The organism is Flavobacterium artemisiae (genome assembly GCF_042678225.1).
In the GTDB taxonomy this organism is placed as follows: Bacteria; Bacteroidota; Bacteroidia; order Flavobacteriales; family Flavobacteriaceae; genus Flavobacterium; species Flavobacterium artemisiae.
Genome location: NZ_JBHUDZ010000013.1, coordinates 43,389 through 56,496 on the forward strand (window position 1 = coordinate 43,389; position 13,108 = coordinate 56,496).

The window sequence follows — 13,108 nt, forward strand, 5'->3', positions numbered from 1 at the left end:
CTTTAATCGATTTTAACGCCATCTATTATCAATGTGTCGCAAACAAGAGACATATATGCGCTGTTGTAATCAGCCGTGATTTGATCACTTAGCGAATCGATTCTTCCTTTGGTAAAATCAAATTTTCTGGCTGGCATTTTTCCATAAGAATCAGTCATGATGATTTGTCCGTCGATCCCGTTTTTGTTTTTCATAAAAGCGGCTAATAATACAATATCCTGCTTCTCAAAATCAAGAGAGAAATAGTAATTGTTTTTTACTTCATTTGTTTCAGGATTAATGACACTTTTGGTAAACGAGAATGTTGCAGAACGTACTGGCGCTTTTATATTTTTAGCCCCATCTTTTACCCAAATTTCAATTTTAATGCGTTTATCATCTTGTTGTCCATATGACAAACCAGATATAAAACAAAAAGCAATCAATAGTATTGTAAATAAATTCTTATTCATAATTTTAAGTTTTAAAAAATAATTAATAGCAGCAAGATTACAGCGAAGATCTTCTTGCGACAATTCATAATTGGCAAATGGATGATTTAAGTTTTTATTTGGTTAATCCCTATAATTATTAAGATTTTGAGCTGGTTACGAATCTTCTAAAAGCCTAATAAACAAAGGTATTTACTCAAAAAAATGGTGTTTATTTTTTTGGTCAGTCAGTTTTCAATTTGTACTTTGGCTATCATAACAACTATACATGCACTCAAAAACTACTCTAAATCTGATCAAAATCAAAAAGTCAAAATGGTTGTTTTACTTTGCGATATTGTATATTTCTAATACTCATGCACAAGAAATTTCTTCGATAGAAAAAATAGCCGCTTACGGTTATGAAAAGCGTTTTTCTGATTCTTCTTCGAGCAAAAAAATGCAGCTTCAAGCTTTAGAATTAGCAAAGAAAAAACACAATATAGAAGATCAGGTAATCTGTTATTCTTATTTGGCTTTAACTCAGAGACGTCTGCTTCATATAAAAACTTTTTCCCGTTACGTTGATTCTGCCTTTGTTTTATCCGAAAAAACCAATAAAATCCGAGCAAAAGCTTTTGCGTTTTATTCGATGGGAGCTTTAAAATCTTATATAGAAGATAAACCTCAGGCAATAGAGAATCTTTTAAAAGCCTACGAATTATTTTCTAAAGAAAAAGCGCACGATGAATGCGCAAAAATCGCTGCTGATATTTCGTATTTATTTTCACCCGCTTCACCAGAAAAAGTCAAAAAATATGCTGAAGAAGCTTTAGATCATGCAGAAAAAGCAAATGACGCAGAAAGTCGATTGCATGCAAGGCTGGCATATGGCGGTTATTTGACGGATCGATTGGATTCGGGTTATAAAGAGGAATGGCAGACGGCCTTAGATTTTTTTAAAGAAACTGTGGTTCTCGCAGAGAAAAATACACATAGGATTATCAGTAAAAGTAATATCGGAATTGCTTATATCAACCTTGCTGATTTGTATTCAAAAGGTCCAAAACCCATAAACGAAACTGCTTTTCTGCAGAACCTTCAAAAAGCAACTGCCATTGCAAAAAAGTATAATATCAAAATTATTTACAGAAGCTCGATCGGACTTCAGGGTTTTTATTATACCGAAAAAGGAGATTATGCGAAGGCTGAATTGCTGTTTATAGAAGGCATAAAATACCAGCAGAGTCTTCCTTACACAGACAATTATTTACTGGCGACTTTTTATAATTCTCTAAAAGATGTTTCGGTAAAAAGAAATGATTTTGAAGCTTACTATCATTATGATACTTTGTTCACTAAATACAATCAATTAAAGTATAACGAGAACACACAAAAAATGCTTCAAAATGCTGATGTGAGATACGAATCTTCAAAAAAAATGGAGCGCATTCAGCAGTTAGAATTGGAAAATGAATTGGAACAAAAGAATAAACTTCTGGGTTACGGAATCGCCGGTGTTCTTTTAATTGGTCTTATTTTTATGTTTCGATCGTATTATTATAGACAGAGATATTATCTTAATCGAGAAGAAATTCTGAAACAAGAACAAGCAAACAGCGATTTGAAAATGCAGTTAATGGAAAAAGAAACGCTGGAAAATCTTGCTGCAAGACTTTCTATGGAAAGAAGATTGCTGCGTTCGCAAATGGATCCGCATTTTATTTTTAATGCTTTGGGAAATATTCAAAGTATGATTCTGCAAAAAGATACGGTTCCAGCAGTTTCTTATCTTACTAAATTTGCCAAACTCACGCGTCAGGTTCTGGAGCAGTCTCGTAAAGAAACTATTTCATTGGAAGAAGAAATGGGAACTTTAAAAAATTATATCGAACTCCAGCAGCTTCGTCTTAATAATAGTTTTGATTATAGCATTGAATGCAGTAAAGACCTAGAAACCGACATTCATATCCCGCCGCTGTTGATTCAGCCTTTTATTGAAAATGCGGTTGAACATGGATTAAAACCGCGCGATAAAACTTCCAAAGGTTTATTAGAAGTGTATTTTGAACAACGAGACGAAATGAATTTAATCTGTACCATAAAAGACAACGGAATCGGATTGACAGCTTCGAGAAAATTAAAAATTAACGACAATCATCAATCTTTGTCTACCACAATTACAGACGAAAGATTAACTAAAATGCAGAAAGATCATCCGTTTGCAGGTTTTCAGGTTTTAGAACGTGATCCTGAAACTGATAGTTCTGGATGTTTGGTGATTATTACTATTCCAATCCTATAAAAAATGTATAAAACTATAATTGTAGAAGACGAAAAAAGAATTAGCGAAGCATTGTCTATTATGCTCGAAATGGTCGCGCCGGATATTCAAATTATCGCTTACGCGGAAAGTGTAGACGAAGCTGTAAAATTGATTGACCGCCTTAAACCTGATTTGGTTTTTATGGATATTATGCTCCAAAACGGAACTGGTTTTGACGTTTTACAGCAGATTTCATTTAATTCTTTTCATCTCATTTTTACCACTGCGTACGAACAGCATGCTATTAATGCCTTTAAATACAGCGCAGTTGATTATCTCTTAAAACCAATAGATCCAGATGAATTGAAAACGGCTATTGAACGAATTGCGCTTTTACAACAGCGAGTTTTAGAAAAACAGCAGTTAGCGGAGTTACAAGATAATCTTTCTAAAACACCGGATCGCATCATTCTGCCGACTCAGGAAGCTATGTATGTGGTAAAACTGGATCAAATCATCAGATGCGAAACTTCTGGATCTTATACTACTTTCTTTTTAACAGACGGGCGTAAAATTATGGTTTCTAAACCTCTTAAAAATTATGAAGATATGCTGGAACCGCCTCTGTTTTTCAGGATTCATCAATCGCATTTAATCAACATTAATTCGATTGTGAGTTATTCGCGCGAAGGAATGGTACATATGAATGATAAATCGGTAGTACCTATTTCTAGAGGAAAAAAAGAACAGTTTTTTAAATTGATGAAAGAAGAAAATTAACTTTTTACAACCATCATTTCTCCTCTTACCCACTTAAATTATACCAATACCAAGCTAAAGCTACCGAAGACAAAGCGGCTATTTAGGGTTCTATTCTTTGTATTTATTTTTGTTTCAATAAATAACTAAAACGATGAATAATAAAACCCTTTCTATCTTAAGCTATATTACTATTATTGGATGGATTATAGCTTTTGTTAAAAGTAAAGATTTAACACCAAAAAGTGATTTGGTAAACTATCATTTGAAACAAGGATTCGGAATTTTTATAGTTTCGTTAATCATAAACATTGCGCTTACAATTATAGTGTCAATTATCCCAGCACTATACTTTTTAAGCTACATTGGTTATGTAATTTTCATTCTATGGATTTTCGGAATTATTAATGCAGCCAACGAACAAAAGAAACCAATTCCTGTAATTGGAAAAGCTTTTGAAAATCAATTTGGTTTTATTAGCTAAAACCAAACTGCTTTTTAACTGACGTTTTTATTTTTTGGATTAGGATGATTCTTGAAGAACTTCTGTATTTTGGGTCAGAATACAGAATAGTACTTGGGAATCTTTCCTATCTTTTATAGAAAAACTAATTAAGACAATCCTTCTAATTGCTGAAAAATCGGAATCAGTGTTTTTCCTTTTTCGGTCAAATGATATTCTATATGTAACGGCTTTAGTTTTATGGTCGTTTTTTCTAACAATCCCTCCTCTTCTAATTCTTTTAGAGCTATAGACAAAGATTGTTTATTAGAATTTGGAATCAGCCTCAATAAATTATTAAATCGTAAGGGCGCATCTACAGCCAAACGAAAAATTTCGGATTTCCACTTTCCCGATAATATTTTTAAAAGCCTTTGTGCCGGACAGGTCTCTTTCTCTTCCATAAATACATTTGTTTCTAATTGTTTCAAACTTAGATTAAAAAAACAAAATAAAAAAAGAAACCTGGTAAAATACGGAGCTCCTATAATTTGCCTCTTTTTTTGATCATATTGATAAAAAGTAAAGTGTAAAAAGCGTTAAAAAAGAAAATTATCAAAAGCGTACTGCAATTTAATTTTTCTTAACTCAAAGTCATTTAAAAAAAATTAAATTTGAGCTCCCTAAATACACCATTTACATTATGATCATGATTAGAAAACCACTTTATTTTATTACCCTGTTTTTTTCTTTTTTGTTGGTGCAGCAAGCCTTTTCTCAGGCTAAAGCGATTGCAAAAAAAGAAAATCCCGGAAGATTATTTAATGACACAACAGCCACAGACAGTGACTATTTGATGTCGATTGAAAAAGCCGGCGAAGTCTTGGAATCAGCTTATAACGATACTGATTTTGAAGGCGGTACTTTTCATCTTTTTGGAGAAATGAAACGTACCGAAAGTAAACTTGAACTTATTCTGGCAAGTCTAAAAGGCGCCAATCCAAATGTTCGTAACCAGCAGATGTACCGTTTGGTGCTGCAGGAAATTCAGCAGGAGCTTGAAGAGCAGAACAAAGCAATTAACGAACGAAATCTTAATCTCGAAAAAATCAAAAAAAGAGTTATTGATCTTCGTAAAGACAAAACCTTAATTACTTTGCTGCGTGATACTATTCGTCGTAAGCAATTTAAAAAAGAGTTTGCTAATCTTAAAAAAAGATACATTGCTACTGATAGTTTAATGACCAAAAATCAGTCGATTTTAAACAATAAAAAAAGGCTTACTGTACAGCGAAAAATATCTGTTTCGAATGCTTTAGTTACGGTTGAAGGCAAATTAGAAAAATCTGGAATCAGTATTTTCAAGAAAGAATACCCATCACTTTGGCAGACGAGCGATTCGGCAATAAAGAAAAAAGTAACGCATAACATTAAAGCCAAAGTTATTATAGAAGAAAACGTTGCTGCTTATTACTTGAGTTACAAAGCCGGCGGATTGATTACTTTGTGCTTTTTTATGGGACTTTTGTTTTGGTACATTTCCCGAAACATCAAATACTTAAAAGAAAACGGACACGCCGAAAACTTATCGCAATTCAATTTTAAATATCTTAATAGAGGCGTTTTAATTCCTGTTGCCGTTATTTCCTTAAATATTGCAGTGGTTACCAATTTGTATGCTCCAGCGTTATTTTTAGAATTATTACAGCTGGCTTTGTTAGGCGCTTTGACAATTTTATTTAAAAACCAATGGTCGGGCGTTGCTATGCGCAATTGGCTTTTGCTTTTGGCTTTGTTTTTTGCACTTTGTTTCTTAGACTTATTTATTACCATTGGTTTATTGCAGCGTTGCGCTTTTATTATTATCAATATACTTGGGGTTCGTTACGGGCTGGTACAAATTAAAACCTTAAAGGAACAGCTTTATATTAAGAGATTTTTTAAATGGGCCAGCATTCTTTTTATAGGCTTAAATGGACTTTCTATTCTTTACAATTTATTCGGGAGAGTTTCGCTTTCAAATATGCTGAGTCTTACTGCTTTCATTTCGCTTACTCAAATTGTAGCTTTAAGTGTTTTATTGAAGATTATTTTAGAAATCATTCTGCTTCAAATCTACACTACGCGAGTAAAAAGAGGAATTGAAAAGATGTTTGATTACGAAAGTTTATCTAATACGCTTAAAAAACCTTTCATAATCGTAATCAGTTATATGTGGCTGATTGTGATTGCTTCAAATTTGAATATTTGGGAATCACTTCGTCTTTCTATACAAAAACTATTAAGTCACCCAAATACGATCGGAAGTATAACTTTTACTTTGGGTAACATTGTTTTGTTCTTTATTATTATTTGGATTGCACATTTACTGCAAAATTATGTGGCGTATTTCTTTGGTGAAATTGACGATGAAAACGAAGAAAATATCAATAAAAGACAGCATTCTAAATTATTGATTACAAGGTTAATTGTTTTAATAAGTGGTTACCTTCTGGCTGTTGCCGCTTCTGGAATGCCGTTAGACAAATTAAGTATTCTTTTAGGAGCATTAGGAGTTGGTGTCGGACTTGGACTTCAGAATGTGGTAAACAATTTTGTTTCGGGTATCATTTTGATTTTTGATAAACCGATTCAGATTGGCGATGTTGTCGAAATAAGTTCAGAATCTGGACGTGTAAAATCGATGGGACTTCGTACTACTAAAATTAATGCTCCAAATGGTGCCGAAATTATTATTCCGAATGGTAATTTATTATCTCAAAACATTACCAACTGGACGTATACTGATAATTTTAAATTGGTAGAAATTACTTTTGAAATTAACGGAGAAACTATTCCGGAAGAGATTAATACTATTGTGAACGAGACATTATTAAAGCTTCCGTTGGTGAATAATTCTAAAACTTCACAAATTTATTACAGTTCTATTTCTGATGGAAAATACAAACTTTTAATCAAATTCTGGTGCAGCATTTACCGTACCGAAGAAACGATAAGTATTGCTCGTCAGGAACTTTATAGTAGTTTTAAAGAGAAAGGTTTAACATTCTCTAGTTAAAGTTTTTTTTAAAGGCGATAGTTTTAAAATTATCGCCTTTTTATTATCATTTTATTCCATTTTAAAACATTAAAAAATGAAAGAATACAGAATAGGAAAATTTTATGCTGGTGTAGTTTACGTTGGCGGTTTACTGCTTGTTGCTTTGTTTAGCTTTTTATTGTTAATGCCTTTTCTGCCAGGTTTTGAAAAGGATATTCAAAAAGAAGCATATTATTATTTTCTGGCACCGCTTTCTATCTTAATGATTGTCGTTTTTGTGATTGGAATTATAGAAACCGCAAAAGGAAAATTTATTATTGATACGCACAAAATTGTAAGCATTGGTGCATTTTCAAAAAAAGAACTGCTTTTTGATGAAATAAAAGGATATCGAATTACGGATAAATTTATTTTTATTGAAGCTAAAAATAAAGATCAAAAAACTATTAAAATTGCGTCGCAGACAACCAACCTCAACGATATTAAAGATTGGTTAAAAAATCAATACGTTGATCTTGATAGACAGGATAAAAAGAATGAGAAAAAAGAAATTCTAAACAACCCGAAATTTGGATGGTCAAAAGAAGAAAGAGAAGAAACGCTAAAACGTGCCTCTAAAACCGTAAAAATATTTAATTGGGCTGGAGGAATTGCGGCGGTTTTGGGATTTTTCTATCCAAATCCTTATTCTCTAGTTGTTACTATATGTATTGTGTTTCCTATAATCGGTTTAATTTTATTTAAATATTATAAAGGTCTAATTCAAATTGACAGCCGCGAAAATTCAAGTTATCCCTCTATTTTTGCGGGGCTGTTTTTTCCCGCCATAGCAGTTTTCATTCGAAGCATGTTTGACTTTAATATTTTCAATTATTCGAATATCTGGATGCCAATGACAGTTTTAGGATTAGTATTTACGGCCTTATTTATCATTGGGAATTCAGAATTTAAATTTAACAAAGCAAAAGATTTTTTATCAATTTTATTCTTAATTGCTTTAATGGCTGCATATAGTTATGGCACTATAGTCTTTGTAAATTGTAATTTTGATACATCAAAAAATCTTCATTATAAATCTTCTGTTTTAAGTAAAAGAATCAGCACGGGAAAAAGCAAGACCTATTATATAGAACTAGCACCTTGGGGCAAACAAAAAAATCCAGATGAAGTTTCGGTTTCTGAAGAGGAATACAATACTTATAATGAAAAAGATGCAGTACATGTTTATTTCATGAAAGGAAAATTTGAGATTCCCTGGTACGAGATTTCAAAATAAAAAAACATACATCATTTTTAAGGCGGTAATTTTCGAATTACCGCCTTTTTGTTTTATAAAAAAAAAGCCGATTTCCCCCAAGAAATCGACTTTTTTAAAATTTTCTCCTAACGAAGAAAAAGGGTTTACATTTATTTTTAAGTTTAGCGAATTGCAAATCTTAGCTTAAGACCATATGAAACCAATCTGATGTCATGAGCAAAAGAAGAATCTAGTACACTGTTGTATTGAAATTGTACAGGAAGTTCGGGATTATACTGAACCACCTGCTTATTATCGCTTTTGTCATAAATATTATTAAGACCATAATCCAAATAAGCACCAAGGTAAAAAGAACTTCTTGTTCCGATTTTTTGCTTTAAACCAGTTTCAAAAGTAACTGAATAAGACACTTCGGTATTCAGATCTTGTTTGCTGCTTTTTATGTCATTGAAAGAACCAAAACCGGCAAATGCAGGACTTAATAATTCCACATTGTATTGAGGATAGTAGCCGCTTGTTGTAAGGTTTTGTATTTTGCTTTCATAAGTTCCGCTAGTAGCAAATCCTATTTTGGCACCTGCCGCAACATACAACTGACTAGTTCCAGGAGTTTCAAACTGGATTCCAATAGGAATATTTACATAGCCTAATTTTTGCTCTTCTCTCAAGTTCGTTGCTCTGTATCTGAACTGAAAGTTTTCATTTTCAGCATCAGTTGTCATGTACTGACCACTGAGAAATGCATATTTTGCATCTGAGTTGTACGTTTGATACTCAACACCAACACCAATACTTAGAGTTTCACTTAAATAGTAAGAATATCGAATTCCTGCGCTAATTCCGTTTCCTGGTACTAAACCACCCCCTGAATGATATTTTAGAAAAGAAGCTGGCCCTGCGACAGATATCGATAGTTCCTGTTTTTTATCCTGACTATAACCCTGAAGGCATACAGCAAACAATGCGGTGATTGCTGCTATAGATTTTATAGAGGTACATATATACTTTTTCATCTTAAAGTTGTATTAACCGGTAACATTTGTGATCTGTTACCGGTATGTTTTTTTTATTTTACAATTACTTTGAATGATTTCTTGATACTGCCAGATTCAAGAACTACCAAATACATATTACTTTCTGATGTTAGAGGTAATTGTATTTGAGTCTGTGCAGTTGATGATTTCATGGTTGTAATCAATTGACCTGAAACAGAGTAAAGACTAATTTGCATATTATCCAAATCACTTTGTGGTAAGTCGGCATCTACAGTAATAATTTTTCCTGTTTGAACCGGATTAGGGTAAAGTTTAATCTGAAATGAATTTTGTGCTTGAAGTTTAGTGCTGCATGTCTGCAGTACTTTTCCATCTTTAGTTGTCATTTTTACACTGTAATCAGAGTTCAAATCTAAGATATTAGACAAAGCATCTCCTGCTGAAAAATATTGGTTTGTTCCTATAACCTGACCATTTTTAAGCCATTGGTAAGCAACAAATTCGTAACCTCCATTTGTTTGAGGATTGTTATTAACTAACAATACGTTATTAAATTTCTGGTGTACAATATCATAGAAACCAAACGGTTTTTCGACAGTTATAACATAAGTAGCAGTTGTACTTCCATCCTCAGAAGTAACTGTTACATTCTGTGTATAAATTCCTGGCTTAGGAGGATTAATAGTTAAATTAGCAGATGGACTAAAAACTGCATTCGTTTCATTTACAAATGCCACGTTTACATTGTTTTCTCCACATTCCATTAAATAATATAGATTCTTAGCCGGATTTGTAAATACTTTATTACCAATCGTAACTTTAGTAATTGTTACGTCGTTGTTTCTAATTACTAATACTTGAGATACACTTACAGCAGGTAAATAATTGGCATTACCACTTTGCTCTGCTGTTATAGTTATTTCTCCTGGTCTCAACATTGTAACTGCTCCTGCTGACGTTACTGTTGCCGCTGGTAAAGGAGTTATAAATGTAGATGTGTAGCTGATAGGTAAATTCGAATTTGAACTAGCTGTCAAATTAAATGTATTTTGTGCTCCAAGAGTTCTTACTCCTAATGGCGCAAAAGTGATTTGCTGTGCCGCTTTATTAATTGTTACCTGCGCAGTAAGCGTGATTGGTGAGCAATTAGGAGAAGTTGCCGCTGGTGAGACAACCGCTGTTACAGTATAAACTCCTGCATTAACAGCACCATTTGATGTTCCTGTTGCTGGAGAAGTAGTATATACTACACTCGCTCCCGCAGGAAGATTTGCAACTTGTACAGTCTGAGCATTTCCGTTATAAGTATAAGTTGCTCCTGTAAAAGTTACCTGATTTAATGGAGAAGCTAATACTTTAACAGTTTGATTCTGTGTTGTAGTATTACCATTTCCATCATTATAATTCCATGTGATTACGTAAGTTCCCTCGGCAGTATAGTTAAGAGGACTTGTCGTAGTTGCCGTTACAGTTCCTGCACAATAATCACTTGCAGTTGGAATTGTAATTTGTGACGATAAAACAGAACAATAGTTTGTGATATCAGGCAGATTGGTTACATCTGGAACTGGTGCCGTAGTATCTGGAGTAGTTGAGATAGTTACCGATCTTGTTATCTGACATCCATTAGCATCTGTAATCGTTACTGCATAATTTCCTGCAGCTAATCCTGTTGCTGTTGCGGCAGTTCCACCAGATGGAGCCCATAAATAAGTATATCCTGAAGTTCCTCCTGAAGCTGTTACAGTTGCTGATCCGTCTGTTCTTCCAATACAAGTTACATCAACATGTGTAGTTGCAGCAGTAAGCAGCGTTGGCTGACCAATAGTTACACTATCAGTTATACTGCATCCATTATTGTCTGTTATAGTTACTGTGTAAGTACCAGCCGCTAATCCTGTTGCTGTTGCCGCAGTTCCGCCTGCTGGAGCCCAAGAATAAGTATAAGGAGCTGTAGCACCAGTTGCTGTAACAGTTGCTGTACCATTACTTCCTCCATTACAAGAAACATCTGTTTTAGCAATAAAAGTTGAGAATTGCGCAGGTGTACCAATTGTGATGTTTTTAATAAGCTGACATCCATTAGCATCTGTAATGGTTACTGCATAATTCCCTGCAGCTAATCCTGTTGCAATTGCAGCAGTACCACCAGATGGAGCCCATGCATAAGTATATCCTGATGTTCCTCCAGAAACTGTAACTGAAGCTGTACCGTTACTTCCTCCAAAACAACTTACATCAGTTGTCGCCGTTGTTGCAGAAAGTGCAGCGGCAGGCTGACTGATTGTAAAGTTTTGCGTAGTCTGACATAAATTTTCATCTGTAACAGTTACTGTATAAGTTCCTGCTGCTAATCCTGAAGCTGTAGCCGCAGTTCCGCCAGAAGGTGCCCATAGGTATGTGTAAGCTCCTGTTCCGCCAGTTACATTTACAGTTGCAGAACCAGTCGTATCTCCAAAACAATTTACATTAGTAATTGCCCCTGCTGAAGCTGTTAAAGCTGTTGTTGGCTGAGTGATTGTAACACTTTCTGTAGTTGTACAACCATTGCCATCTGTAATAGTTACAGTATAAGTTCCTGCTATAAGACCTGTAGCTGTAGCTGCAGTACCTCCAGCTGGAGCCCATGAATAAGTATAAGGAGCTGTAGCCCCGCTAACTGTTACGCTTGCAGATCCTGTTACATCTCCAAAACAATTTACATTAGTTTGTGTACTTGAAACAGTAAATGCCGTTGGTTCAGCAATATCAAAGTTCTGAGTTATCGTACAACCATTACCATCAGTAACGGTTACCGTATAAGTACCAGCTGCTAATCCTGAAGCTGTCGCTGCAGTACCGCCAGAAGGTGACCACGAATAAGTGTAAGGAGTTACACCTCCTGTTACTGCTACTGTTGCAGTACCATTGGCTACGCCATTACAGCTTACATTTGTTTTTCCAGCTTCTGAAGCTGCTAAAATTGCAGGTTGTGCAATAGTAAAGTTTTGTGTAATAGTACAAGAGTTAGCATCCGTTATAATAACGCTGTAAGTTCCAGCTGACAGACCATTTACTGTAGCTGTTGCTGCATTATTAGACCAAAGATAAGTATAAGCCCCTGTTCCTCCTGTTGGTGCAACAGTTGCTGAACCGTTACTGCCGCCATTACAACTTACATCAACCTGTGATGGATTTGCACTTATAACAGTTGGCTGCGTAATTATTATATTGTTTATTGCTTTTGTACAAGCGTTTGCATCTGTAATGATTACACTATAAGTCCCTGCTGTTAATCCTGCAGCTGTAGCCGTTACAGCACCATTAGACCATAAATAAGTATATCCACCTGTACCACCTGTTCCTATAACAGTAGCTGTTCCGTCAGATCCACCAAAACAAGAGACAACTGTTGTGCTTACAGTTCCGTCAAGAGCAGCCGGCTGACCAACTACGATACCTGTAATTGTTCTTGTGCACGCATTTGCATCTGTAATAGTTACACTATATGTACCTGCTGCTAATCCTGTAGCAGTTGCGGCTGTACCTCCTGAAGGTGACCAAGAATAAGTATATCCAGGAGTTCCTCCTGAAGCCACAACAGTAGCAGTACCGTTAGATCCTCCAAAACAAAAAACTGAAGTTGTTGTAACTGTTCCATCAACAATTGCTGCAGGTTGTCCTACTACAATACCTGTGATTGTTCTTTGACAAGCATTAGCGTCTGTAATAGTTACACTATAAGTTCCTGCTGCTAAACCTGTAGCTGTAGCGGCTGTACCTCCAGACGGTGCCCATGAATACGTATATCCAGGTGTTCCTCCTGAAGCCACAACTGTAGCTGTTCCATTTGCTCCTCCAAAACATGATACCGCCGTTGTAGATGCAGTTCCGTTAAGAGCGGCGGCTGGTTGTCCAACCACAATCCCTGTAATTGTTCTTGTACAGGCATTTGCATC

Annotated in this window: 9 protein-coding genes; 5 read left to right on the forward strand and 4 right to left on the reverse strand. The window is 34.8% G+C overall.

Translation table 11 applies throughout. From position 1 onward, the window contains the following. Positions 1-2: 2 nt before the first annotated feature. Positions 3-452 carry a hypothetical protein gene (locus tag ACFSC2_RS16440; RefSeq protein ID WP_379817807.1) on the reverse strand — a complete coding sequence of 150 codons (450 nt, stop codon included), beginning with the start codon at positions 450-452 and terminating at the stop codon, positions 3-5. 247 nt (positions 453-699) lie between these two features. On the opposite strand from ACFSC2_RS16440, the gene ACFSC2_RS16445 reads away from it, so the two are divergent. From ACFSC2_RS16445 to ACFSC2_RS16455, 3 genes are all read left to right on the forward strand, one after another. Continuing rightward, a complete protein-coding gene (locus tag ACFSC2_RS16445) occupies positions 700-2,715 on the forward strand; it encodes a sensor histidine kinase (RefSeq protein ID WP_379817809.1) in 2,016 nt (671 codons plus the stop codon). A gap of 3 nt (positions 2,716-2,718) precedes the next feature. Then, the gene (locus ACFSC2_RS16450) at positions 2,719-3,456 is read left to right on the forward strand and encodes a LytR/AlgR family response regulator transcription factor (protein WP_379817811.1); all 738 of its coding nucleotides are present in this window, start codon (positions 2,719-2,721) and stop codon (positions 3,454-3,456) included. Positions 3,457-3,589: 133 nt separating this feature from the next. After that, positions 3,590-3,919, forward strand: coding sequence for a DUF4870 domain-containing protein (locus tag ACFSC2_RS16455; protein ID WP_379817813.1), 330 nt, complete (start codon positions 3,590-3,592; stop codon positions 3,917-3,919). A 128-nt stretch (positions 3,920-4,047) separates the two neighbouring features. Here ACFSC2_RS16455 and ACFSC2_RS16460 read toward each other — a convergent pair whose 3' ends face one another. After that, on the reverse strand, positions 4,048-4,341 hold the full coding sequence (locus ACFSC2_RS16460; protein WP_379817815.1) for a winged helix-turn-helix transcriptional regulator: 294 nt from the start codon (positions 4,339-4,341) through the stop codon (positions 4,048-4,050). 245 nt (positions 4,342-4,586) lie between these two features. Between ACFSC2_RS16460 and ACFSC2_RS16465 the strand changes: the two genes are divergently transcribed. Both ACFSC2_RS16465 and ACFSC2_RS16470 read left to right on the forward strand, forming a co-directional pair. Continuing rightward, entirely contained in the window at positions 4,587-6,935 is a 2,349-nt protein-coding gene (locus tag ACFSC2_RS16465; RefSeq protein ID WP_379817817.1) for a mechanosensitive ion channel family protein, read from the forward strand. A 76-nt stretch (positions 6,936-7,011) separates the two neighbouring features. Then, positions 7,012-8,193: a PIG-Y family protein gene (locus tag ACFSC2_RS16470; RefSeq protein ID WP_379817819.1), complete on the forward strand. Its 1,182-nt coding sequence runs from the start codon at positions 7,012-7,014 to the stop codon at positions 8,191-8,193. Positions 8,194-8,336: 143 nt separating this feature from the next. On the opposite strand, the gene ACFSC2_RS16475 is transcribed toward ACFSC2_RS16470, so the two are convergent. Then, positions 8,337-9,188 (reverse strand): outer membrane beta-barrel protein, encoded by an 852-nt coding sequence (locus tag ACFSC2_RS16475; protein ID WP_379817821.1) that lies wholly within the window; start codon positions 9,186-9,188, stop codon positions 8,337-8,339. 53 nt (positions 9,189-9,241) lie between these two features. Next, positions 9,242-13,108 (reverse strand): T9SS type A sorting domain-containing protein (locus tag ACFSC2_RS16480; RefSeq protein ID WP_379818673.1); only part of this gene is annotated, 3,867 nt, incomplete at its 5' end.

Excerpts from the sequence above, each read along its gene's own strand:
- ACFSC2_RS16440 (WP_379817807.1), bottom strand. The coding sequence starts at position 452 with ATGAATAAGAATTTATTTACAATACTATTGATTGCTTTTTGTTTTATA.
- ACFSC2_RS16445 (WP_379817809.1), top strand. The coding sequence starts at position 700 with ATGCACTCAAAAACTACTCTAAATCTGATCAAAATCAAAAAGTCAAAA.
- ACFSC2_RS16450 (WP_379817811.1), top strand. The coding sequence starts at position 2,719 with ATGTATAAAACTATAATTGTAGAAGACGAAAAAAGAATTAGCGAAGCA.
- ACFSC2_RS16455 (WP_379817813.1), top strand. The coding sequence starts at position 3,590 with ATGAATAATAAAACCCTTTCTATCTTAAGCTATATTACTATTATTGGA.
- ACFSC2_RS16460 (WP_379817815.1), bottom strand. The coding sequence starts at position 4,341 with ATGGAAGAGAAAGAGACCTGTCCGGCACAAAGGCTTTTAAAAATATTA.
- ACFSC2_RS16465 (WP_379817817.1), top strand. The coding sequence starts at position 4,587 with ATGATTAGAAAACCACTTTATTTTATTACCCTGTTTTTTTCTTTTTTG.
- ACFSC2_RS16470 (WP_379817819.1), top strand. The coding sequence starts at position 7,012 with ATGAAAGAATACAGAATAGGAAAATTTTATGCTGGTGTAGTTTACGTT.
- ACFSC2_RS16475 (WP_379817821.1), bottom strand. The coding sequence starts at position 9,188 with ATGAAAAAGTATATATGTACCTCTATAAAATCTATAGCAGCAATCACC.